The 23343-nt window shown below is 69.1% G+C and carries 22 protein-coding genes; 7 read left to right on the forward strand and 15 right to left on the reverse strand.

Features of this window, described 5'->3' with window-relative positions; genetic code table 11:
• Positions 1-34: 34 nt before the first annotated feature.
• Complete coding sequence (locus OHA10_RS04095; RefSeq protein WP_371404836.1) at positions 35-1582, reverse strand: S1C family serine protease; 1548 nt, start codon at positions 1580-1582, stop codon at positions 35-37.
• An 82-nt stretch (positions 1583-1664) separates the two neighbouring features.
• Positions 1665-2222, reverse strand: coding sequence for a TetR family transcriptional regulator (locus tag OHA10_RS04100; protein WP_371404837.1), 558 nt, complete (start codon positions 2220-2222; stop codon positions 1665-1667).
• A 67-nt stretch (positions 2223-2289) separates the two neighbouring features.
• On the opposite strand from OHA10_RS04100, the gene OHA10_RS04105 reads away from it, so the two are divergent.
• Positions 2290-3126, forward strand: coding sequence for an oxidoreductase (locus tag OHA10_RS04105; protein WP_371404838.1), 837 nt, complete (start codon positions 2290-2292; stop codon positions 3124-3126).
• Here OHA10_RS04105 and OHA10_RS04110 read toward each other — a convergent pair.
• A complete protein-coding gene (locus tag OHA10_RS04110; protein WP_371404839.1) occupies positions 3115-4257 on the reverse strand; it encodes an epoxide hydrolase family protein in 1143 nt (380 codons plus the stop codon). The two genes, OHA10_RS04105 and OHA10_RS04110, sit on opposite strands and share 12 nt — an antisense overlap.
• Positions 4258-4320: 63 nt before the next feature.
• On the opposite strand from OHA10_RS04110, the gene OHA10_RS04115 reads away from it, so the two are divergent.
• Positions 4321-5265, forward strand: coding sequence for a helix-turn-helix transcriptional regulator (locus OHA10_RS04115; protein WP_371404840.1), 945 nt, complete (start codon positions 4321-4323; stop codon positions 5263-5265).
• 16 nt (positions 5266-5281) lie between these two features.
• Positions 5282-6094 carry an alpha/beta fold hydrolase gene (locus OHA10_RS04120; protein ID WP_371404841.1) on the forward strand — a complete coding sequence of 271 codons (813 nt, stop codon included), beginning with the start codon at positions 5282-5284 and terminating at the stop codon, positions 6092-6094.
• 6 nt (positions 6095-6100) lie between these two features.
• On the opposite strand, the gene OHA10_RS04125 is transcribed toward OHA10_RS04120, so the two are convergent.
• From OHA10_RS04125 to OHA10_RS04155, 7 genes are all read right to left on the reverse strand, one after another.
• Positions 6101-7762 carry a phospholipase C gene (locus OHA10_RS04125; protein WP_371404842.1) on the reverse strand — a complete coding sequence of 554 codons (1662 nt, stop codon included), beginning with the start codon at positions 7760-7762 and terminating at the stop codon, positions 6101-6103.
• Between the two features lie 20 nt (positions 7763-7782).
• Positions 7783-8994, reverse strand: coding sequence for an iron uptake transporter deferrochelatase/peroxidase subunit (gene efeB, locus OHA10_RS04130; protein ID WP_371404843.1), 1212 nt, complete (start codon positions 8992-8994; stop codon positions 7783-7785).
• The gene (locus OHA10_RS04135; protein WP_371404844.1) at positions 8991-10121 is read right to left on the reverse strand and encodes an EfeM/EfeO family lipoprotein; all 1131 of its coding nucleotides are present in this window, start codon (positions 10119-10121) and stop codon (positions 8991-8993) included. The genes efeB and OHA10_RS04135 overlap by 4 nt, the downstream gene beginning before the upstream one ends.
• A 103-nt stretch (positions 10122-10224) precedes the next feature.
• Positions 10225-11133 (reverse strand): ribonuclease Z, encoded by a 909-nt coding sequence (locus OHA10_RS04140; RefSeq protein WP_371404845.1) that lies wholly within the window; start codon positions 11131-11133, stop codon positions 10225-10227.
• A gap of 10 nt (positions 11134-11143) precedes the next feature.
• On the reverse strand, positions 11144-12262 hold the full coding sequence (locus tag OHA10_RS04145) for a pyridoxal-phosphate dependent enzyme (RefSeq protein ID WP_371404846.1): 1119 nt from the start codon (positions 12260-12262) through the stop codon (positions 11144-11146).
• 9 nt (positions 12263-12271) lie between these two features.
• Positions 12272-15259, reverse strand: a complete 2988-nt coding sequence (locus OHA10_RS04150; protein ID WP_371407899.1) for a glycine--tRNA ligase — start codon at positions 15257-15259, stop codon at positions 12272-12274.
• 54 nt (positions 15260-15313) lie between these two features.
• Entirely contained in the window at positions 15314-15847 is a 534-nt protein-coding gene (locus OHA10_RS04155) for a TetR/AcrR family transcriptional regulator (protein WP_371404847.1), read from the reverse strand.
• A 95-nt stretch (positions 15848-15942) separates the two neighbouring features.
• On the opposite strand from OHA10_RS04155, the gene OHA10_RS04160 reads away from it, so the two are divergent.
• From OHA10_RS04160 to OHA10_RS04170, 3 genes are all read left to right on the forward strand, one after another.
• Positions 15943-16842: a TIGR03564 family F420-dependent LLM class oxidoreductase gene (locus OHA10_RS04160; RefSeq protein WP_371404848.1), complete on the forward strand. Its 900-nt coding sequence runs from the start codon at positions 15943-15945 to the stop codon at positions 16840-16842.
• Positions 16839-18095, forward strand: a complete 1257-nt coding sequence (locus OHA10_RS04165; RefSeq protein ID WP_371404849.1) for an RNA polymerase sigma factor — start codon at positions 16839-16841, stop codon at positions 18093-18095. The genes OHA10_RS04160 and OHA10_RS04165 overlap by 4 nt, the downstream gene beginning before the upstream one ends.
• A 94-nt stretch (positions 18096-18189) precedes the next feature.
• The gene (locus OHA10_RS04170) at positions 18190-18972 is read left to right on the forward strand and encodes an alpha/beta fold hydrolase (RefSeq protein WP_371404850.1); all 783 of its coding nucleotides are present in this window, start codon (positions 18190-18192) and stop codon (positions 18970-18972) included.
• 57 nt (positions 18973-19029) lie between these two features.
• Here the strand turns inward: OHA10_RS04170 and OHA10_RS04175 are convergent, their stop codons facing one another.
• Together OHA10_RS04175 and OHA10_RS04180 are read right to left on the reverse strand one after the other, a co-directional pair.
• A complete protein-coding gene (locus tag OHA10_RS04175) occupies positions 19030-19656 on the reverse strand; it encodes a superoxide dismutase (protein WP_371404851.1) in 627 nt (208 codons plus the stop codon).
• Positions 19657-19872: 216 nt separating this feature from the next.
• A complete protein-coding gene (locus OHA10_RS04180) occupies positions 19873-20817 on the reverse strand; it encodes an NADP-dependent oxidoreductase (protein ID WP_371404852.1) in 945 nt (314 codons plus the stop codon).
• A 64-nt stretch (positions 20818-20881) separates the two neighbouring features.
• On the opposite strand from OHA10_RS04180, the gene OHA10_RS04185 reads away from it, so the two are divergent.
• Positions 20882-21241, forward strand: a complete 360-nt coding sequence (locus OHA10_RS04185) for a winged helix-turn-helix transcriptional regulator (protein WP_371404853.1) — start codon at positions 20882-20884, stop codon at positions 21239-21241.
• Here OHA10_RS04185 and OHA10_RS04190 read toward each other — a convergent pair.
• From OHA10_RS04190 to OHA10_RS04200, 3 genes are all read right to left on the reverse strand, one after another.
• Positions 21188-22012: an alpha/beta fold hydrolase gene (locus OHA10_RS04190; RefSeq protein WP_371404854.1), complete on the reverse strand. Its 825-nt coding sequence runs from the start codon at positions 22010-22012 to the stop codon at positions 21188-21190. The genes OHA10_RS04185 and OHA10_RS04190 overlap by 54 nt on opposite strands.
• A 35-nt stretch (positions 22013-22047) precedes the next feature.
• Entirely contained in the window at positions 22048-22425 is a 378-nt protein-coding gene (locus tag OHA10_RS04195; protein ID WP_371404855.1) for a YciI family protein, read from the reverse strand.
• A 76-nt stretch (positions 22426-22501) separates the two neighbouring features.
• Positions 22502-23314, reverse strand: a complete 813-nt coding sequence (locus OHA10_RS04200) for an SDR family NAD(P)-dependent oxidoreductase (RefSeq protein WP_371404856.1) — start codon at positions 23312-23314, stop codon at positions 22502-22504.
• Positions 23315-23343 lie beyond the last annotated feature (29 nt).

Genomic DNA, 23343 nt, shown 5'->3' on the forward strand with positions numbered 1-23343 from the left:
GGTCGGTCCGCGGCAGCGGGGGGTAGCGCTGGGGTCAGCGGACCGGGCCGGTGATGAGTTCGATGGTGGCCTTGTGGGTCTGGCCGGTCTGGTCGACCCAGCCGACCTCGACCTTGTCGCCCGGGTGCTGCTTGTTGAGCAGCTCCGAGAGCGTGTCGGGCGAGTCGACGGTGTGACCGGCGAAGGAGGTGATCACGTCACCGGCCTCGATACCCGCCTCGTCCGCGTGACCGTCCGCGAGTACGTCGCCGACGACCGCGCCGGCGGTGCCGTCGCTCGTCACGACCGAGACCCCGAGCATCGGCGAGGCGCCGATGTGGACGACGTCCGACGACTTCCCGTTCTCGATCTGCTGCGCGATGTCGAGCGCCTGGTTGATCGGGATCGCGTACCCCTCGGCGGTCGTCCCGGCCCCGTTGCCGGAACCGCCCTGCCCGTTCCCGAAGCCGTTCCCCGACCCGTCGCCCGAACCATTCCCCGAGCCGTCGCCCGAGCCGTCACCCGAACCGTTGCCGGAACCATTGCCCGAGCCGTCACCGGAACCGTTCTGCGAACCCGGCCCGTCACCGAAGCCGTTGCCGCCGAACGGGTCGCCGAAGCCGTTCCCGTTCCCAGATCCGTCGCCGAACCCGGTCCCGTTCCCGTCGCCGAACCCGGTCCCGTTTCCGGCCGCCGCCAGCGTCGCCGTCGCGGTCGCGCCGGACCTGACCGCAGCCTGCCCCGGCCGGCCCTGGCCGCCGTTGTTCCCGTTGCCACCGGCCACGTCCACGCCGATGACCTCGCCGTTCGCGTTCACCAGCGGGCCGCCGGAATCGCCGGCCTGGATGTTCGCGTCGGTCTCGATCAGGTTGGTGAGGTTCTCCGGGTCCTGCCCGTTCTCGTCGGTCGCGGTGATCGCCTGGTTCAGTCCGGTCACCTTGCCGGCCGCGTAGCTCGGCGTACCGCCCGTGCCGCCCGCGTTCCCGACGCCGACGACCTGGTCGCCCAGCTTCACCTGGTCGGAGTTCCCGGTCTTCGCGGTCTGCAGCCCGGACGCGTCCTTCAGCTTCAGTACGGCGATGTCGTGCTGCTCGTCGTACCCGGCCACGCTCGCGGTGTACGTCTTCCCGTTGCCGATGTCGGTCACGGTGATCGACGTCGCACCCTCGACCACGTGGTGGTTGGTGAGCACCTCACCGTCGGACGTGAGCACGATCCCGGTCCCGGCCGCCCGTGCGTTCTCGTACCCGAGCACGGTGTTCACGTCGACCAGCCCCGGCGAAACCTTGGCCGCGACGGACGACGGGTCGAACGCCTTCTGGGACAGCTCCGAGCTGTTCGCCGCGCTGTGCTGGTCGATGCCCCAGGCAACCGATCCGGCGACGACCGCAGCAGCCAGTCCGAGCGCCCCGGCTCCCAGCAACCGCCGGCCGCGCTTCTTCGGCGGCTTCGGCGGGAACGGGTAGTTCGGGTTGTACTGCGGACCCTGCTGGTACTGCGGGTACGGCCCGTTCTGGGGGTACTGCGGGTACCCGCCATGCGCCGGCGGCCAACCTCCGTACTGCCCACCGTCGTACGGTCCAGGTCCAGCGCTCTCGTTCATCTCCCGTGTCCTCCTCAGCCAGTTCCCTCTGCCTTCGAGTAGAGCGCGCCAGACTGAGAACTCCATCGGCCCAACCAATGAATCAGCTGAGAATCTTCTCCACGGCCGTGACCACGGCCCGCCGCCGCACCGTCGCGCTCGGTACGTCGGCGCCGTACTCCGGGTTCATCGACGACCAGCTCGTCGCGACGGCCTGGATCAGCGACAGCAGCGTGACCGCGCTGAACTGCCGCGTGACCACGCGTCGCCGCATCCCCCGCTGCAGCTCGTCCAGCCGGCTGTGGTTGACCGCGACGATCGCCTCCAGCGGCTGACCGTCGGGCCGCTCGAGCCGGTACCAGGTCGAGAGCCGGAGCCGGTCCGGATGCGCCTCGAAGTAGTCGAACACCCGGCCCGCGTACGCCGGGAGGTCGTCGGCGTCGAACCCGACCTCGGCCAGATACTCCTCCACGGAAGCACTGAACGCCGCGTCGAACAGCTCGTCCTTGTTGCCGAAGTACGCGTAGAGCATGGCCTTGTTGCATCCGGCCACCTCGGCGATCCGGTCCACCCGGGCGCCGGCGATCCCGCGCGCGGAGAACTCCTCGATGGCGGCGGCCAGGATGCGCGCCTTGGTCCGGTCGGCGTTCCGTTGCTGCATGTGACCAGGCTAACCAACTGGTTGGTCGGCCAGGAATTAAACAACCAACCAGTTGGTTAGGACCATCATGAACAAGATTTGGCTGATCACCGGCAGTTCCCGCGGCCTGGGCCGCGCCCTCACCGAGGCCGTGCTGGCCACCGGCGACCGAGTCGTCGCCACCGCACGCAGGCCCGAGCAGCTCGACGACCTTGTCGCGAAGTACGGCGAGCAGATCCGCGCCGTCGCTCTCGACGTCACCGACGCCGCGGCCGCCCGCGCCGCCGTACAGACCGCTCTCGACGCGTTCGGCGGGCTGGACGTGGTCGCGAACAACGCCGGCTACGCGAACAGCGCCCCGATCGAGGAGACCCCCGACGACGACTTCCGTGCGCAGATCGAGACCAACCTCTTCGGCGTCGTGAACGTGACGAAGGCTGCGCTACCGGTGTTCCGCGAGCAGAAGAGCGGGCACTTCCTGCAGTTCTCATCGGTCGGCGGGCGGGTCGGCGGTACGCCCGGGATGGGCGCGTACCAGACTGCGAAGTTCGCGGTCGAAGGCTTCTCCGAGGTGCTCAGCAACGAGGTCCGGCCGTTCGGCGTCAAGGTGACGATCGTCGAGCCGGGCGCCTTCCGCACCGATTGGGGCGGTTCTTCGATGCAGCTCGCGGAGGTGCATCCGGACTACGACTCCACCGTGGGCCAGATGAACCGCTACCGCCTGGAGACCGACGGCAAGCAGCCCGGCGACCCGGCCAAGGCTGCCGAGGCGATCGTCCACGTCACGGGCCTCGACAATCCTCCCCTGCGGCTCCTGCTCGGCAAGGACGCCCTCACCCACGCCGACCGCGCGTCGAGGTCCCGCGCCGACGAAGCCGCCGCCTGGGCGCACCTGACCACCTCGACCGACTATTCAGCGGAGTGAGCTGAAGAACTCGCGGACATCACTCACCAGCAACTCCGGCTCCTCCAGCGCCGCGAAGTGCCCGCCGTGGTCGACGTCCGTCCATCGGGTGATGTTGTTGTCGCGCTCGGCGTACCGGCGCACCGGGACGTCGTGCGCGAACGCGAGCACCGCGGTCGGTACACCGGAGTTCTCGAGCTTGGTCCCCCACGCCTCCTGCTGCGCATAACCCACGTACGCCGCCGACCCGGCGGTGCCCGTGAGCCAGTAGATCATCACGTTGGTGAGCAGCCGATCCTTGCCGATGATTGCCTCCGGCAAGGTTTCGGCGGGGTACGTCCAGGCCATGAACTTGTCCATGATCCAGGCCAGCTGCCCGACCGGCGAGTCGACGAGACCGTAGGCGACGGTCTGCGGCCGGGTGGACTGGATCGAGATGTAGCCGAACTCCTTCTGCAGGAAGCCGCCGATCCGCGCGATCCGGTCCTGCTCCAGCGGCGTCAGCGTCTTCAGCTCCTCCTCCGGCAGCGGGTACGGCGGTAGCGAGGGGCCACCGTTGGTGTGCACACCGACGACCCGGTCACGAGCCGCTCGCGCGACCGCCGGCGACACCGCCCCGCCAATGTCACCACCCTGTACGCCGTACCGCTCGTAGCCGAGCTCTTCCATCAGAAGGGCCCAGACCTGCCCGACCCGCTCTCTGGACCACCCACTGGTGGACACCGGCCCGGAGAATCCGAACCCGGGCAGCGAAGGAATCACCACGTGGAACGCGTCCGAGGCCTGCCCGCCGTGAGCGACCGGATCGGTCAGCGGGCCGATCACGTCCAGGAACTCGACGATCGAACCCGGCCAGCCGTGCGTCAGCAGCAGCGGCAGTGCATCCGGCTCGGCCGACCGGACGTGGAGGAAGTGGATCCGCTGCCCCTCGATCTCGGTGGTGAACTGCGGATACGAGTTCAGCTCCTTCTCCGCCGCGCGCCAGTCGTACGACGTACGCCAGTAGTCGACCAGCGAGGACAGCCAGGAGACCGGTACGCCGGTGTCCCAGTCGTCGCCGGGTAGCGGCGCGGGAAGGCGGGCGCTCGCCAGCTTGGCGGCGAGGTCGTCGAGTGTGCTCTGCGGGATGTCGATCGTGAACGGCTTGATCATGTCCATCACTCTGTCACCTACTTAGGACAGCTTTAGTCCTAACCGACTGACAGAATGGAAGACATGCTCGAGACCTCGGCCCGACTGCTCAAACTCCTCTCGCTCCTGCAGCAGCCCAAGGAGTGGAGCGGCTCCGCGCTGGCCGGCGAGCTCGGCGTCGGCGTCCGGACCGTACGGCGCGACGTCGACAAGCTCCGCAACCTCGGTTATCCCGTCGACGCCGTACCGGGGGTGGCCGGCTACCGACTCGGGTCCGGCGCCGCACTCCCACCGCTGCTGCTGGACGACGAGGAGGCAGTCGCCGTCGCGATCGGACTCCGCGCCGCCGCCACCGGCACTGTCGCCGGGACCGAGGAGTCGTCGGTCCGCGCCCTCACCAAGCTCGAGCAGGTCCTGCCGTCCAGGCTGCGCCACCGCATCGAACTGCTCCAACAGATCGCAGTCACACCAGCAGGCGGTCCGTCCGTGCAACCAGACGTACTGCTTGCCGTCGCGGCCGCCTGCCGCGACCATCAGCGGCTGCGGTTCGACTACAGCAACCACGACGGTACAGCGACCACCAGGACGACCGAGCCGCATCGGCTCGTGCACACCGGCCGGCGGTGGTACCTGGTCGCGTGGGACCTCGACCGGACCGATTGGAGGACGTTCCGCCTCGACCGGCTCGAGCCGCGGATCCCGACCGGACCGCGATTCACGCCTCGCGACGTACCGGACCTGACGACCACGAACCGCGGCGTCGCGTACGGCGGCTACCGCTACCAGGCGCAGGTCCTGGTCCATGCGCCCGCAGAGCAGGTGACCGACCGCTTCGGGCCGAACGTCGCGACCGTCACCCCGGTCGACGAGCACACGACGCTGGTGGACACGGGCGCCAACTCGCTCGACCAGATCGCCCTGCATCTCGGCCTGCTCGGCCTGCCGTTCGAGGTCCGTTCACCGCCGGAGCTGGTCGACTGCATCCGCGAGCTGACGACGCGCCTTGCTGCCGCGCTCCCGCCGTCCTGACCGGTACCGTTCAGGCATGCAGGATCGGTACGTCGAGACCGTGCTGGGCCGGATCCGCTTGCGCATCGACGGATCCGGACCCGCGATGCTGTTCTGGCCGAGCCTGCTGATGGACGGCACGCTCTGGTCCGCCCAGGCCGCGCACTTCGCTGGCCGCTTCCAGGTGATCCTCGTCGATCCGCCCGGGCACGGCGGCAGCCAACCGCTGACCGGACCGTTCACGTTCGACCAGTGCGCCCACGTCATCGCAGCCATCGCCGACGACCTCGGCGTCGACCGGGTCCATGTCATCGGCAACAGCTGGGGCGGCATGATCGGCGGCACGTTCGCGGCTTTGTATCCCGACCGGATCGGCATCGCGGTCCTGATGAACGCCACCGCCTCACCCGCGGGCCGCCGGCAACGATTCGAGTACGGCGTCCTGACCCGCTCCGCCCAGCTCCTCGGCGGGATCCGCGGACCGCTCAAGGGACCGGTGCGGGACGCGTTCCTCGGCCCGACCACGAAACGCGAGAAGCCCGAGGTCGTTGCCACAGTCAACGAACTCGCCGCCAAGGTGGACATCACCTCTGGTCGGCACGCGGTCACCAGCGTGGTCCCGCGCCGGCCCGATCAGCGCGACCTGTTCGGCCGGATCCGCACGCCCGTCCTGGTCGTGGCCGGCGGCGAGGACACGACCTTCCCGCCGGCGGAGACCGAGGAGATGGCCGACTCGATCCCCGGTGCGCGGTTCGTCGTACTCGAGCAGTCGGCGCACCTGGCCGCGCTCGAGTCCCCGAAAGAAGTCAACGCCCTGATCGACGACTTTCTCGTCGATCAGGGCGTCTGACTCAGCTCAGCGGACGACGGCCCCGGTCTTCGGGTCGAGGATCAGCTTGGCCTTGCTCGGGCGCTGCCAGAAGTTGAACATGCTGTTCAGGCTGCCGGCGCGCTGGTCGAACGAGTGGTCACCGATCCGTCCGGTGCGCCAGTTGTCCTCGATGAACTTCAGGATCGAGGACTGGTCGGTCAGCGCATGGTCGACGTGGTTGGTCTTCGCGTACGGCGAGACCACCAGCAGCGGCAGGCGCGGGCCGTAACCGCAGCGGTCGGCGTAGCCACCGGCCACCGGCTTCTTGCCGCACAGTGCGGCCTGGTCGAGCGCGGCGTCCTTGGAGCCGTTCACGCTCGGCGGCGTGACGTGGTCGTACCAGCCGTCGGAGTCGTCGTAGGCCAGGACGACCGCGGTCGAGGACCACTCCTTCGACTTCTGCAGCTGGTTGATTTCCTTGACGATGAACGCCTGCTCGTCCGGCGGGTCGGAGTATCCGGCGTGCCCGTCCTGGTACTCACCGGCCTTCAGGAAGCTGACCGCCGGCAGGTTGCCGGCCGCAAGGGCCGCGTCGAAGTCCGAGGTGTCGTACTGATGGTTGGCCTGGTCGGTGTGGCCGATCGCCTTCACCGACGTCGGCGGCAGGTGCTTCGGGTTCGACGTCGACTTGTAGTACTGGAACGGCGAGTGGTGCGGGCTGTAGTCCACCGCCGCGATGCCGCCGACGTTGTTGTGCGTCGCGCCGCAGACGGCCTTGCCGTCGACGGTGCCGGTCGGCTTGAAGCCGCCCTGGAACCAGCCCCAGGTGACGTGCTTCTGGTTCAGCAGGTCGCCGATGTTCTGCCCGTGCATCACGGCCAGGTTGTTCGTCGACTTGCCGTTGTTGTTCGAGCAGTCGTCGTAGTACGGGTCGGGGTCGTTGGTGATCGTGCCGATCCCGTTCTTGTCCGGCGACTGCACGGCGTACGCGTCGGTGGTCGGCTTACCGGTCTTCGGGTCGACGGCCTGACCCCCGTGGGTCTGGCCGGCGATCAGGTTCAGCGCGCCCGGGGTGGACGGGCCGTAGACCGTGCCGAACGAGTTGTCGTTCAGCGAGTAGTGCTGGGCGTAGTTCCACATCGCGGTGACGGTGTTGCCGTCGAAGTAGTCCATCACCAGGCCCGGCTCACCGAACAGCACCGGCTGTCCGGTGCACTTGTCGGTCTCGGTGTTCTCGACGAACTTGTCGTCCTTGCCGCCGTTGACGGCCTTCTGCTCCGGACCGTAGCCGTGGTTCTGGTCGCAGGTCATCGCCTGCGACGGCGACAGCCGCTTCGGGTTGTACGCGTTCGGGTTGTTCGTCAGCAGCTTCTTCGACAGCCCGTTCACCTTGGGCGTGTTCCGGGCGGCCTTGAACGGCGTGCCGTCGGTGTTGGTCGCGTTCGGGTAGGTGCCGAAGTAGTGGTCGAACGAGATGTTCTCGCCGAAGATCACCACGACGTGCTGGATCGGCGTCGACGGGTGGACCGTCGGGAACGAAAAGGCGGCGTCGCCCACCTGTGCGCTACCGCCCTGACTGCTCACACTCCCCTTGCTGCCGCCCCCACTGGCGACGCCCTGATTGGTGCCGCCGCCGCTACAGGCGACCAGCAACAGGCTCGTCGCGGCCACACCGGCCGTAGCGAGCACACGGAGTCTTGCGCGCATGCCTTCTCCTCTTGGGTAAATCATGCGAGCAACGACCGCCCGAAGTGGTCGTTGCCGTCCCAAACACCGGGAAGCACGAAGAAGTAGCCGCCACCGACCGGCCGGATGTAGTCGACGAGTGGCTCGTCGATCAGCCGGGTCTGTACGGCTTCGAACTGCCGGGCGATGTCCTGCTGGTAGCAGCAGAACAACAGCCCCATGTCCAGGTCCCCGACCGAGTCGGTGCCCTTGTCGTAGTTGTAGCCGCGGCGCAGGAACTGGCTGGCCGCGGTCGCCGGCGTCCGCGGGTTGGCCATCCGGATGTGGCTGGTCAACGGGATCGCGCCGCCGGTCGGATCGGCCGGATAGTCCGGGAGGTCGGTCTCGCGGTTGCCGTCCAGCGGTGCGCCGGAGTCCTTGCGGCGGCCGAACATGTTCTCCTGCTCGCCGACCGATACCCGGTCCCAGAACTCGACCAGCATCCGGATCTGCCGCAGCACCTGGTAACTGCCGCCCTCGGTCCAGGCCGGTTCGCCGTTGCCCTTGCCGACCCACACGAGCTTGTCGTGGTCGGCGGCGGCCGGCTTGACGATGCCGTCCTTGAAGCCCATCAGATTGCGTTGCGTCCCGGACGGCCGCGGCGGGCTCTGGAATCCGTCGACCCGCCACCGCAACTGCATCGCACCGCGGGTGTGCCGGGCGATGTCGCGCAGCGCGTGCAGCACGGTGTCACTCTCGGTCGCGCACAGCTGCAGGCTCAGATCCCCGTGGCACTGGCTCTCGTCCAGGCTGTCGTTGGGGAACTCCTTCATCGGCTTCAACTTCGCCGGTTTGCGATCGTTGAGCCCGTACCGCGCGTCGAACAGCGACGCCCCGACGCCGACGGTGACCGTCAGATCGTCACCCGGCATGTCCGGACCGAGTACGCCGGAATCGGCCGGCGGACCGGTGATCCCCAGCGGCGGAAGCGCACCGCCCGCGGTCAGCAGTCTCGCCCGGTCCGTGATCGTCGTGAACAGCTCGGTGAGCTCGGCCTTGTCGGCCGCGATCACGTCGAACGACGCGAAGATCGCCTGCTTCTGCGGGTCGTTGGTGATGCCTGCCTGATGTACGCCGTGGAACGGCACAGCGGTCGCCGAAGCGGCGGCTGCTGTCGAGCCTGCCAGTGCTGCCGCCCCGACACCGGTCACCGCGGCTGCACCGGCGCCGGCCAGCGTGCCGCGCAGGAACGAGCGGCGGTCGAAGCCGGTCATCCAGCCCTCCGGACGTCACAGATGGCAGCGACGGGAGCGAGCCTCTCCAGCAATTCGCCGACCGCGCCGTTGAGCTGCTCGCGGGTCTTCTGGTCCAGCTGGGCAACCGGGGTGTTCTGGTGCGCAGTCAGCAGCGCACGCACGCGGGCTTCCCACTTCTGTACCTGGGGCAGGTCCGGATCGCGGGGCTTGAGGACCGGGTCGAGGATGGCCAGCACGGCCGCCGTACCGTTCAGGTTGGCCAGTGCGGTGTTCAGCGACGTACCGCTGCCCTGGTCGTGCTCACCGGTCAGCTCGAACTGCAGTGCGTTCTCCATGATCTCGTGGGCGCGGAGCCCGAGATCGTTCGGATCGACCTGCTCGTTGGGCAGGTCCTGCTGCAGGCCGTGTACGTCGGCCGCGAGCTGGTCCGCGATCGGCTTCAGGCTCGCGGCGGAGGCGTTGTGCCACAGGCCTTTCTCCAACGGGTGGAAGCCGCCCGATCCGTCGATCTTGTCCGCGAAGTCGCCGAACGCGTCGTACGCGGCGCCGAGCGAGTTGTACGCCAGGTGTGCGGGCAGCCAGTCGGTGCGGGCGGCGGCCAGGTTCCCGGCGTCCACGTCGGCGCGCAGCTTGTCCGTCTTGACCACCAGGCCGGCGACGCCGGTGGCGACCGCGGCCTGGTACTGCTTCACCAGCGGCAGCATGTCGTTCTTGGTCACGGGGACCACGGCCGGGCCGGCCTTCCCGTCACCCGAGACGGTGACCGTCGGGCCGGTGATCGTGTCGGTGTCCTCGATCAGGCAGCGGATCGCGTAGCGGCCGGCGCCGAGCTGTACGTCCATCGGCGCGCTGGTGTCCGGGCCGAGACCCTCCACCTCGCCGTACACCTTGTTGCTGTCGACGTCGACGAGATCGACCTCGGCGGACGCGTCTCCGCCGTTGTGCAGGGTGATGGTCTGCCGACCGGCCTTCGGATCAGTCCAGCCCTGGCCGCACGCACTGCGGGACACCGTGACCTGAGGTGGACGACTGGCGGCGTTGGCCGCGCCTGCCGAGCCCTCCCAGGGCCGCCACACCGCCACGGCAACCACCGCGCCTACACCGACCAGCGCGAGTGCGGCCGGTAGCGGACGGGGAGTGCGCACGAGAGATTGCTCCTGGTGATCGGCATTTCCATTCGCCGGTAATGCTAATCCTGCGATCACCCGAGTTGAGCCGTGTTGGCCTTCTCGTCATGCATTGTTCGCCCTAGTGGCGGGGCGGAACCGGAGTACGACTCAGATCGGAGGCGACCACGATCTCGCCGGAGAACTCCTCGGCGGCTTCGCTGAGAAAACGCTCAGGTTCCTGATAACGCTGGGAAAAGTGCGTCAGGACCAGTTTGCGTACGCCGCATTCGGCCGCCACGCGAGCAGCCTGGCAGGCTGTCAAATGCCCGAAACGACGGGCCAGATCGGCTTCCGCGGACAGGTAGGTCGACTCGATCACGAGCAGGTCCGCGTCCTCGGCCAGGCGCAGTACGTTCTCGCACAACCGGGTGTCCATGATGAACGCGAACCGTTGGCCCGGCCGCGGTTCGCTGACGTCCTCGATCCGCACGGTGCGGCCGTCCACCTGGAGAGACCCGGCCTGCTGGAGCCGACCGATGGCCGGACCAACGATGCCGTGAGCAGCCAGTCTGTCCGGCAGCATCCGGCGGCCGTCGGGCTCGATCAACTGGTATCCGAACGAGTCCACCGAATGCTCCAGGCGGCGCGCCCACAGTTGCCCGAACGAGCCGACCGACAGCAGCCCGTCCTCCTCCACCGGCTCCTCGAGCAATTCGGCCCGCTCGAAGAACGACGCGGCGTACCGCAAACGCGTGAAGTACTTCTGGCCGGAGGCCGGGTAGTGCGCGCGGACCGGATGCGGTACGTCGTCCAGCGACAAGCGCTGCACGATTCCCGGCATCCCGAGACAGTGATCGCCGTGGAAATGCGTGATGCACAAGCGGGTGATCGCCCCGGCCGCGACCCCGGCGTACAGCATCTGCCGCTGGGTGCCCTCCCCCGGGTCGAAGAGGAAACCCTCGTTGTCCCAGCGCAGGAAGTACCCGTTCTGCGTGCGTTCCCGGGACGGCACCTGGCTGCCGGTCCCGAGAACGACGAGCTCACGCAAGCGCGGCCGCCTAGAGGTCGCGCTCGGAGGTGGAGCCGTCGCGAGCGTCGTCCCACGGCGTGCTGGGCAAGGCGGAGGAGGGAGGCAGGACGGAGTCCTGTCGACCGACGACAACGCCGCCCAGTGCGCCGTGGGGCGGCGCGTAGCAGGCTCCACCTCCGAGCGCGACCTCTAAAGTCGACGACGACATGTTCCCGCCGCAGGACACGACCGCGACCCGCTTGCCGGCCAGTTCGGTACGGCGTTGACGGGCTGCCGCGAACGCCAGCGCCGCCGACCCCTCGATCAGCTGGTGCTCGGTGTCGATGACGAGGCGCAGCGCCTCGCGAATCGCGTCCTCCTCGACCAGCACCCAGTCGTCGACCAGTTCGCGGCACAGGTCGAACGTGATGCTGCCCGGCTCGACGCTGCCCGCCGTACCGTCCGACAACGTCTGCCGGGCGTCGATCTGGACGATCTCGCCGGCCCGCACGGATGCCGCCATCGCATCGTCGACGGCCGGCTGAGCGCCGTACACCCGGATCCCGGGCAGCTGCTTCTTCAGTACCGCGGCAACCCCGCTGATCAGCCCGCCGCCACCGACCGACACCACGACCGCGTCGAGCGGCCGACTCGCGAGCTGCTCGACGATCTCGACCGCCACGGTCCCCTGCCCGGCGATGATGTCCGGATCGTTGTACGGCGGGACGTAGGTCAGCCCGTGCTCGGCCGCATACGCCCGCGCCTTGGGTTCGAGTACGCCGGAATCGTTGCCCTCGGCCCGTAGTTCGAGACCGAGCCGGCGCAGCGCCGCGACCTTGCTCGGCGACGCGGTCTCCGGCAGGTACACGATCCCGTGCCCGCCGAGCGTCGCCAGCGCATTGCCGACCCCCAGCCCGTGGTTACCGGTCGATGCGGTCACCACCCCGGCCGACCGTTCCGCGTCGGTCAGCGTGAGGATCTTCGCCATCGCCCCCCGCGCCTTGAACGACCCCGTCCGCTGCAGGTGCTCACACTTCACCAGCAACTCGGCGCCGAGGTCCTCACCGAACGCGCTGTACGGAACGAACGGCGTCGGCGCCAGATGCTCACGCAACCTCGGCGCGAACGCCTCCGACCGCTCGGCAACCTCAGCGGGGGTCAAGGTCATGCGGAAACCTCACTCGGTCGGGCTGAGACTTGTACCCAGGGCCTGCCAGTCGAGAACCGGGGCGGCGAGTTGGCTGATCGTGGCGAGCAGACCGAGCCGCGCGGCCCGGATGTCCGGCTCCTTCGCCATCACGAGGATCTCGTCGAAGAAGGCGTTGACCGGCTCGACCAGGACCGACGCGGCGGCGACGAAGTCGGCCAGGCCGGTCGGCGCCTGACCGATCTTCTGGACCGCCTCGTGCAGCACGACCTCGGCCGGCTCGGTCAGCTTGCTCGGGTCGTACGACGCCTCGGTGCCCTCCGGGACGATCCGGCGGACCCGCTGGAGCACGGCGACCAGATCGGCGAAGTCACTGTTGCCGACCAGGCCCTGCAGGGTCTTCAGCGTTTCGTCGGCCGCCGCCGGAGCAGTTGCCAACGGCAACACTGCGGCGACCTGGAGGTGATCGTCGCCCCGGTCGAGCAGCTGCTGCTCGTACCGCCGGACGGTGAACTCGGCCACCTCGTCCAGCGACTCCGCCGGTACGTCGATGCCCTGGGCACCGATCTCCGCGGCCGCCGCCCGCAGACCGGTTTCCAGGGTGATCGCCCTGAGCTCCGGGTGCTCACGCAGGATCGCGACCACACCGCCGGCCGCACGCCGCAGCGCGAACGGGTCCGAGCTTCCGGTCGGCTTCGCGCCTACACCGAACAGTCCGGCCAGCAGGTCGAAGCGGTCGGCGAGCGCGAGCAGCGCACCCGGAGTCGTCGACGGGACCGGGTCACCGGCAGACCGCGGCAGCTCCATGTCGAACAGCGCCTGGGCAACACCCTCGGTCTCCCCGGCGCGACGCGCGTACTCGCGAGCCATGGTGCCGGCCAGGCTGGTCAGCTCGACCACCATCTGCGAGCCCAGGTCGAACTTCGCCAGCTCGGCCGCCCGCTTCAGCGTGGTCAGTTCGTCGCCGTCCAGCTCCACCTTGTCGGCCAGGGCCAGCGCGATCCGGCCGATCCGGCCCGCACGGTCGGCCATCGATCCGAGGCGCTCCTCGAAGGCCAGCTTCTCCAGCTCGCCCTTCATCGACTCCAGCGGCGTCTCCAGGTCGGCCCGCCAGAAGAAGGCGGCGTCCTCGTACCGGGCCCGCAGTACACCCTCGTTGCCGGCGCGCACCACGTCCTCGTCCACAGAGCCGTTGGCCACGGCAACGAAATGGGGCAGCAGCTTGCCGTCGGCGTCGCGCACCGGCAGGTACCGCTGGTGCTTGCGCATCACCGTCGTCAGGATCTCGCTCGGCAGCTCGAGGTAGTCCGCGGCGAAACCGCCGAGGATCGACGTCGGCTCCTCGATCAGGTTGACGATCTGGTCCACGAGCGCGGCTTCGCCCTCGAAGTCGACAGTGCCGTTGACACCCTTGGCCAGCTCGGTCGCCGCGGCGACGATCTGCGCGCGGCGCTTGGCCGGGTCGGCCTCGATGCCGTGGATCCGGAGCAGATCGAGGTACCCCTCGGCCGAGGCGATCTCGACCTTCGGCGGCGCCGCGGTCCGGTGGACCCGCGTGGTCCGGCCGGCGGCGAGCGTCGACACCGAGACCGGAACCACCTGGTCGCCGAGCAGCGCGACGAGCCAGCGGATCGGGCGGGTGAAGGACAGCTTGGCGTCGTTCCAGCGCATGTTCTTGTCGGAGCGGAGACCGGTCACGATCTCGCTCAGTACGCCGCTCAGGACCTCGGCCGCACCGCGACCCGGGTCCGGCTTCGTCACCGCGACGTACTCGACGCCGTCGACGTCCAGGTCGTGCAGCTCGCTGGGGTCGACCTTCTGACCGCGGGCGAACCCGGCGGCGGCCTTCGTGACGTTGCCGTCGGCGTCGTACCCGGCCGACTTCCGCGGACCACGGACTACGCGCTCGGCATCCGGCTCACTGGCCTGTACCTCGGCGACAAAGGCGACGACACGGCGCGGAGTCGCGTACGTCGTGATCGCGCCGTGGCCGAGCCGGGTGGCGCCGAGCTTCTCCTCCAGCGCGGACCGCACGGCCTCGGCCGTCTTGGTGACCTCGGACGGCGGCATCTCCTCGGTGCCGATCTCGAAGGTCAGCTGCCGCGTCCCGGTGATCGCCGGGAACTCGGTCGGCTCGGCGGCGGCCGGCGGGAGCTCGGCCAGACCCAGCGGGTACTTCAGCTCCTCGCGGCGCTCGGCCCACAGCCGGGACACCTCACGGGCGAGCGTGCGCATCCGGCCGAAGGCCTTCGCGCGTTCCGTCGTACTGACGGCGCCGCGGGCGTCGAGGACGTTGAAGGTGTGCGAGCACCGCAGTACCTGGATGTGCGCGGGCACCGGGAGGCGGTCGTCGATCATCCGGCGGGCCTCGTTCGCGTACTCCTCGAACAGCCGCTTCTGCGACTCCACGTCGGCGTCGTCGAGGTAGTACCGGCTCATCTCGTACTCCGCCTGGCCGAACGCCTCGCCGTACGAGATGCCGGGCGCGTAGGCGATGTCCTTGAAGTGCGAGACGCCCTGCAGCGCCATCATGATCCGCTCGATGCCGTAGGTGATCTCCACCGACACCGGATCGAGGCTCATGCCGCCGGCCTGCTGGAAGTACGTGAACTGGGTGATCTCCAGGCCGTCCAGCCAGACCTCCCAGCCCAGCCCCCAGGAACCGGTCGCCGGGTTGGCCCAGTTGTCCTCGACGAACCGGACGTCGTGCGCGTGGATGTCGATCCCGAGCGCGGTCAGGCTCTCCAGGAACAGCTCCTGCGGGTCGCCCGGATCCGGCTTGAGCACCACCTGGAACTGGGTGTGGGTCTGCAGGCGGTTCGGGTTCTCGCCGTAGCGGCTGTCGTCCGGCCGGACGCTCGGCTCGACGTACGCCACCCGCCACGGCTCGGGACCGAGCACCCGCAGGATGGTCGCCGGGTTCAGCGTTCCGGCCCCGACCTCGGTGTTGAACGGCTGCACGACCATGCAGCCCCGGTCGGTCCAGTACTTCGTCAGCGCCAGCAGCGCATCCTGCATGGTGAGCACAGCAAACCTCAAGCCATCTTCCGGGGGTTTTCGGACCGAAGTCTATTAGGCCGGAGCCGGTGCTATCCCCCGCATTGCCAGCGTGAGCAATCGGTCGGCCTGGGCGGAGTCCTCGCCGCTGGCCAGTGAGATGCCGTTGACCAGCTTCAGCAGGTCCTCGATCCGGACATCCGCGGGTACGGCGCCGGCCTCCTGAGCGCGCTCGAGCAGCGTCCGGCCGGCCGCGATCACCCGCGCGTGCGTGTCCGAACCGCAGTCCCCGCTCATCACCAGCACGGTCGCGAGACCGCGGCTACTGGTCGCGTGCCGGACCATCGCGTGGAGCCAGCTCGTCAACGCCCGCAAGGGATCCGGGGCGTCGAGCAGCTCGACGGCCTGCGCGCAGACCGCGTCGACGCTGCTCCGGAACACCTCCTCCAGCAAGCTGATCCGGCCGCCGAAGTGCCGGTGCAGGGTCGCCGATCCGACGCCGGCGCGGCGTGAGATCTCCTCCAGCGACGCGTCCGCACCCTGCTCGGCGACCACCTCGGCCGCGACCGCAACCAGCCGGTCACGGTTCCGCTGAGCATCAGCACGCATCTCTTCGCCGTCCCTTGACGTAAGTGGGGTGGTCCCCCATATCGTAGCGGTTGATAAACGGGGGGCCACCCCACTTAAACTCCGAGGAGACCCATATGCGCATCGGTTTGGCCTTCGGCGATGTCCGCGGACCCGCCCATCTGCCGGAGATCACCCGCCAGATCCAGGAAGCAGCCGGAGCCGGTGTCGGCACCGCGTGGGTGACGCACGGCGTCGGCTGGGACGCACTCACCACGTTGGCGGCTGCCGGCCCGACGGCTCCCGGGATCGAGCTCGGCACCGCGGTCGTGCCGTTCCCCCAGCGACACCCGCTCGTACTCGCCAAGCAGGCGTTGACCGTGCAGGCCGCGGTCGGCAATCGCCTCACGCTCGGCATCGGCGCCGGCATCGCCCGGATGGTCAGCACGATGTACGGACTGCCGACCGACCGTCCGGCCCGACGTCTCCGTGAATACCTGCAGGTGCTGCGACCACTCCTCCGCGGCGAGGCGGTCGACCATCACGGCGAGTACTACGTCGCCTCCGGCGCGATCGACCTGCCCGGGGCCGAGGCGCCGTCGGTGCTGCTGGCCGCGCTCGGTCCCGCGATGCTCAAGGTCGCGGGCGAGCTCGCCGACGGCACGATCACCTGGATGACCGGACCTCAGACACTGAGCAAGCACGTCGTACCGTCGATCACTCGAGCCTCCGGCAGCCGCAGTCCGCGTATCGTGGCGGGGCTTGGTGCGTGTCTGACGTCCGCCGAGGACGCAGCCAGGGCGCGCTTCGCGGAGCAGTTCGCGCTGGCCGGGCAGGTTCCGGAGTACCGCGCGATGCTCGACCGGGAAGGTGTCGACGGGCCGGCCGACGTACTGATCGTGGGTGACGAGCCGTCGATCCGCAAGCAGCTCGACCGCGTCCGCGACACCGGCGCGACCGACCTCATGCTGGCCCCGATCGGCACCCCGGAGGAACAGGCCCGGACGACCGCGTACCTGTCTACAGTGGCGGGGTGACGGTTACCGAGGCGCACGGGGCGGTCGACGCGGTCTGGCGGATCGAGTCGGCGCGGATCATCGCGGGTGTCGCGCGGATCGTGCGGGACGTGGGGCTGGCCGAAGAGCTCGCGCAGGACGCGTTGGTGGCGGCGTTGGAGCAGTGGCCGCAGTCCGGCGTACCGAACAATCCGGGGGCCTGGCTGATGGCGATCGCCAAGCGCCGGGCGATCGACCTGATCCGGCGCAAGGACACGTACCAGCGCAAGCTCGCCGAGATGGGGCACGAGCTCGAGATCGACGGCGACAGCGTCGAGGACGACGTCGAGGCGATCCTCGAGGACCACATCGAGGACGACCTGCTGCGGCTGGTCTTCACCGCCTGCCACCCGGTGCTGACCACGGACGCCCGGGTGTCGCTGACGCTGAAGCTGCTCGGTGGTCTCAAGACCGACGAGATCGCGCGCGCGTTCCTGGCCCCGGAGCCGACGATCGCGCAGCGGATCGTCCGGGCCAAGCGCAACCTGGCCAAGGCCGGCGTCGAGTTCGAGGTGCCGTCCGGGCCGGACCTGCTGGAGCGGTTGTCGTCGGTCCTCGAGGTCGTCTACCTCATCTACAACGAGGGGTACTCCGCGACCGCGGGCGACGACTGGATGCGTCCGTCGCTGTGCAACGAGGCGATGCGGCTCGGTCGGCTCCTCGCGGAACTGATGCCGACCGAACCCGAAGTACTCGGCCTGCTGGCGCTGATGGAGTTGCAGTCGTCCCGGGCCAACGCCCGGGTCGGACCGGACGGCGAGCCGGTGCTGCTGCTCGACCAGGACCGCCGCCGCTGGGACCGGCTGCTGATCCGCCGCGGACTCGAAGGGATCGACCGCGCCTGGGCGCTGGAGAAACCGCCCGGCCCGTACCTCCTCCAGGCCGCGATCGCGGCCTGCCACGCGCGGGCCGCCATACCGGAGGACACCGACTGGGCCCGGATCGCCGGCCTGTACGCCGTGCTCGCGCAGGTCACGCCGTCGCCGGTGGTCGAGCTCAACCAAGCGGTCGCGATCTCGATGGCGTTCGGTCCGGAGCGTGGGCTGGAGGCCGTGGACGCACTGGCCGACGACCCGTCACTGAAGGACTACCACCTGCTGCCGAGCGTGCGCGGCGATCTCCTCTTCAAACTCGGCCGGCTGGCCGAGGCCCGCGAGGAGTTCGAGAAGGCGGCCGCGCTGACCCGCAACGAGCGCGAGCGCAAACTCCTCCTCGAGCGCGCTGCCGCCTGCTGATCCCTCCCGCGAGTGATCTACATCACAGATGGTCGATGGGGGTCGTAGGCGCTCGACGCAGTGGTGAGATCGTCACCCACCAGGAGGAATCACCATGGACACCGTCGTATCGAAGGACGGCACCACCATCGCCTACGACCGGCGCGGGAACGGGCCGGCGCTCGTCCTCGTCGACGGCGCGCTCTGCTCCCGCGCGCAGGGCCCGATGCCCGCGGTCGCCGACGCGCTCGCCGACCGGTTCACCGTCTACAACTACGACCGGCGCGGCCGGGGCGACTCCGGCGACACCGGCGCGTACGAGGTCGACCGGGAGCTCGAGGACCTCGCGGCCGTGATCGAGGCGGCCGGCGGGTCGGCGTACGTCTACGGCTCGTCGTCCGGCGCGGCGCTCGCGCTCCGGGCCGCGGCGGCCGGGCTGCCGATCGAGAAGCTGGTCGCGTTCGAGCCGCCGTACGTCGTCGACGACAGCCGGACCCGGATCCCGCGCACCTGGGTCGCCGACCTGGAGGCGCTCGAGCCGGGCGACGCGATCAGGTACTTCTTCACCAAGGGGATCGGGTTGCCGGGGATCTTCGTCACGATGATGAAGCTGATGCCGGCCTGGAAGCCGATGAAGGCGATGGCCCACACGATCCCGTACGACGCGCGGATCCTCGGCGACAACTGCTTCGGCGAACCGATGGACGCGGCCCAGTGGGCGTCGATCTCGCAGCCGGTGCGGGTGGTGAACGGCGGCAAGAGCCCGGCCTGGATGAAGGCGTCCACCCGGGCGCTGGCCGACGCGGTGCCGGGCGCCGGGCACACCGAAGTACCGGGTCAGAATCACATGATCAAGGCCACCGCGATCGCTCCGGTGATCGCCGGCTTCTGTGCCTGAACAGCGCGAAGGGCGTCCGGCCGGAGCCGGACGCCCTTCGTCGTACTTCGTCGTTCGTCAGGCGCCGGTGATCAGCGCGCCGGCGCCGGAGCGGGCCGCGTCGAAGCGGGCCTGGGCGTCGGCCCAGTTGACGACGTTCCACCAGGCCTTGACGTAGTCCGGCTTCACGTTCTTGTACTGCAGGTAGAACGCGTGCTCCCACATGTCCAGCATCGCGATCGGGGTCTGGCCGGCCGGCAGGTTGCCCTGCTGGTCGTAGAGCTGGTGGATCAGCAGCCGGCTGCCGAGGGCGTCCCAGCCGAGGATGGCCCAGCCGGAGCCCTGGATCGTGGTCGCGCTGGCGGTGAAGTTCGCCTGGAACGCGTCGAACGAGCCGAAGAACTCGTCGATCGCGGCGCCGAGCTCGCCGTCCGGCTTGTCGCCGCCGTCCGGGGACAGGTTCTTCCAGAAGATCGAGTGGTTGACGTGCCCGCCGAGGTTGAAGGCGAGCGTCTTCTCCAGCCCGACGATCGAACCGAAGTCACCCTTGTCGCGGGCCTCGGCCAGCTTGTCCAGGGTGTCGTTCAGACCCTTCACGTAGGTCGCGTGGTGCTTGTCGTGGTGCAGCTCCATGATCTCGCCGGCGATACTCGGCGCGAGCGCGCTGTAGTCGTAGGGAAGATCGGGAAGCGTGTACGTGGTCAACTCTGCTCCTTCGTCGGGGCCCACCGAGGGCCGATATCTCCGATGTCCTGTTTCAGCGGCACCAGCTTGAAACTTCAACCACGGTTGAGGTCAAGGCAACACGCGGGCGAACGCGCCACCACCGACCGGTGCCCGGTCCGACCGCCGTCACACCCCGGCGTACGTCCCGGACACCCCCAGCTTCACATACTCCACCCAGCGACCCACGAGCGAGTCTCACCGAACCGCGAGCACCAGCTTCCCGCGGGTCCGGCCGTCCTCCAGGCGCCGGTGTGCCACGCCCGCCTCGGCGAGCGGGAACACCTCCTCGACCTCGATCCGGACGGCGCCGCTCTCGATCAGTTCGGCGATCTCACCGAGCGCGTGACCGTCGGGCTCGACCAGGAACGACGCGACCCGAACACCCGACTTAGCGGCCCGGTCAACCACCGCCTGCGGACTCCCGGACGGTACGGCGACCACCAGGCCGCCCGGCCTCGTGACAGCAATTGATTGCGCCAACGTCGCCTCGGTCCCGACCAGATCGACCACGACATCGAGGTCTCCGGTCGCCTCGGCAAGCGCCTGCGAGTGGTAGTCGATCAGCTCGTCCGCGCCGAGTCCGCGGAGCCACTCGTGCTTGCCGGCGCTCGCCGTACCGAGGACGTACGCACCGAGCTCCTTGGCGATCTGCACGGCCAGGTGGCCGACGCCGCCGGCGGCGGCGTGGACAAGCACCCGCTGACCCTTCTCGACGCCGGCCAGCGCGGTCAGGATCTGGTACGCCGTGAGCCCGGCCAGCGGGACCGCGGCCGCCTCGAGGTGACTGAGATTGGCGGGCTTGCGGGCGAAATGCCGGGACGGCGCGGTCACGTACTCGGCGTACGCGGACGCCGCCCGCGGGAACCACGGCATCCCGCAGACCTCGTCGCCGACGGCAAGCGTGTGGACGCCGTGTCCGACCGCCTCGACAACGCCGCTGACGTCCCAGCCGAGGATGAACGGCGGCTCGCCGAGCACTCCCGCCACCCCCTGGCCGGCTCGGGTCTTGGCGTCCACGGGGTTCACCCCGGCGGCCTCGACACGGACCAGGATCTCGGTGGGCAACGGCTCCGGCCGGGCGGTGTCGATCAGCTCGAGGACCTCGGGTCCGCCGTACGTGTCTTGACTGATGGCTCTCATGGACCGGGAAGCTATCCCCAGGGCCCTAGTTTCCCGCAAGGACTACTGCTACCTTTTGGGAAGTATGACGACCAAGTGCACGACCGGCGCCCACGACAAGCACGACGTCTATGCGGCGCAGTGCCCGTGCCGGGACGTTCTCGATCTACTGGCGAACAAGTGGGCCGCCCTCGCGATCGGTGCGCTCGAGGACGGCCCCCTGCGGTTCGGTGAGCTGCAGCGGCGATTGCAGGGAATCAGCCCGAAGGTGCTGACCCAGACGCTGCGGCGGCTGGAGGACAACGGGTTCGTCGACCGGGAGATCTTCCCGGCGGTGCCGTTGCACGTCGAGTACTCGCTGACCGACGTCGGCCGGAGCGTGTCGAAGCCGCTAGGCGCGCTGCGCACCTGGGTCGAAACCCACCTCGACCAGCTGAGCGCGTAGCGCCTTCGCGAACTGCTCGGGCTGGTCGGCGAAGCCGGTGTGACCGCCGGGGAAGTGGGTCGGCTCGATTCCGAGCTGCTCGGCCAGCGCCGTCGAGGTCCGGTCGCACAGCTGACCGGTCGACTCCTCGCCGATCCCGACGACGACGTTCGCCGTGCGCAGTTTGTCCAGGTCCGGCGTCCAGGTGATCGTCTCGCGCATCTCGTGCGAGAACCAGAACCGCTCGGCCGCGACCTGCTGCGGGTCGCGTTCGCCGCTGAACATCATCTCGACCACCTGGTCCGGCACCCCGAGGTTCGCCAGCCGGAAGAACTGCTGCCACGCGCCGACGACATCCCCGGCCAGGTAGTCGGCCATCAGCTTCTCGGACTTCGCCAGCAGCTCCTCGCCGTCCTCGACCAGCCTGTCCAGCGGCGGCTCGTGGGCGATCACGGCGCGCACGACGTCCAGGTGCTCCTGGGTGAGCGCCAGCACGGTGACCGCTCCCCCGCTCGATCCGAGGACGACGGCCGGACCGGCGTCGACGTGCCGGATCAGCCGCGCCAGGTCGTCGGCCCGCTGCTCGGGTCGCGACGTGCCGCCGGGGTTGAGGGTGCTTCGTTTGATCCCGCGCGGATCCGTTGTCAGCACTGTGTAGTCGTCGGCCAGCAGGTCGGCCAGAGGTGCGAACGAGTCCGCGTCCATCGGTGCGCCGACCAGGACCACCAACGGCCCTGATCCGCGCACCTCGTAGTACAACTCCGCCTCGGGAACCACCAATGTGTTGTTCATGCCACCTCCACGAACGAGGTTGGCACGAATGGACATCAGTTCTGGAAGACGTCCGAGTCCGGGCCGAAATCGGCTTCCTCGACGACCCGGCGTACCTCGACCTCGGAGCCGAGCGCCTCGGCCAGCCGGGCGGCCCACTCGATCGCCTCGTCGCGGTTGCGGACCTCGACGACGATCATCCCGCCGACCAGTTCCTTGGTCTCGGCGAACGGGCCGTCGGTGACCGTACGCCGGCCGGCCTCGACCTTCACCCGGGCACCGAGGGAGCTCCGGTGCACGCCCTCCGCGAACAGCAGCACTCCGGCCTTCGACAGGTCCTCGACCACATTCCCGACCCCCTCCGCAACCTCCGGCGGCGGAAACTTCCCGGCCTCACTGTCGGCGTCCGCCTTGTTGATGATCATGTAGCGCATCGCTGCTGCTCCTCGTCGTCTCGGTCGATCACTTACTCTCACGTCGAGCAGCCCACGACCAGATCGACACGCGATCTCAGATCAGATCGGCGGTCAGCTCGTACAGCCGCTTCGCGTCGCCGGGATCGAACGTCTTCAGCGCCGGATCGACCGGTACGCCGACCGCGCGCAGGATCAACCGCTCGTCCGGCTGGTCGTCCATCACCGCGAGCGTGTCCTGGACGCTCTCCGCCGGCGGTTTCGCGAACAGCGCCGCGCTCACCCGGGCCGCGGTCCGGAGGGGCTGCGGCAGGTGGTTCGTGCCGCTCTTCGTGTACGGCGGCTGCACCCCGAAGTACTTCGTCCGTCCGTCGGGATGGTTCTGCAGGTAGTGCACTGCAAGCAGGTCGTTCGCGCGGCCACCACTCATCGTCGCCCGGACCGTGCCGTAGCCCTTCGTGAACTGGAGGTCGTCCCAGTTCACCGCGCCCTTGGTGATGCCGGTCGCGCCGAGGTTTGTGATGATCGGCGTCTCGCCGCGCTCGAGCAGGTCGGTCAGGCCGTAGCTGAGGATGAAGCGGCTCAGGTAGTAGAGCATGAACGTGCCCTCGAGCCCGTCGACCGTCTCCCGCCGCTTCACGAACGGCAGCATCGCGGTCAGCACCAGCGCATCCAGGGCTTCGTGACGTGCCGACACCTCCTTGATCACCCGGTGGTTCTCGGCGATCGAGAGCAGGTCGGCCTGCAGGTACGCCGCCTCGCCGTCGAGGGCGTCCGCCTCGCGAAGGAACAGCTCGCCGCGGGACGGCGTACTGCCGATCACCGTCACGCGCGCGCCGCGACGCAGGTAGTGCAGGGCGATCTCGCGCCCCATCCCGGTGGTCCCGCCGGCCACCACGACGTTCTTCATATCGGGTCATCTCCTAAGTCATCGATCGG

The sequence above is a fragment of the Kribbella sp. NBC_00662 genome (assembly GCF_041430295.1).
Taxonomy (GTDB): Bacteria; Actinomycetota; Actinomycetes; order Propionibacteriales; family Kribbellaceae; genus Kribbella.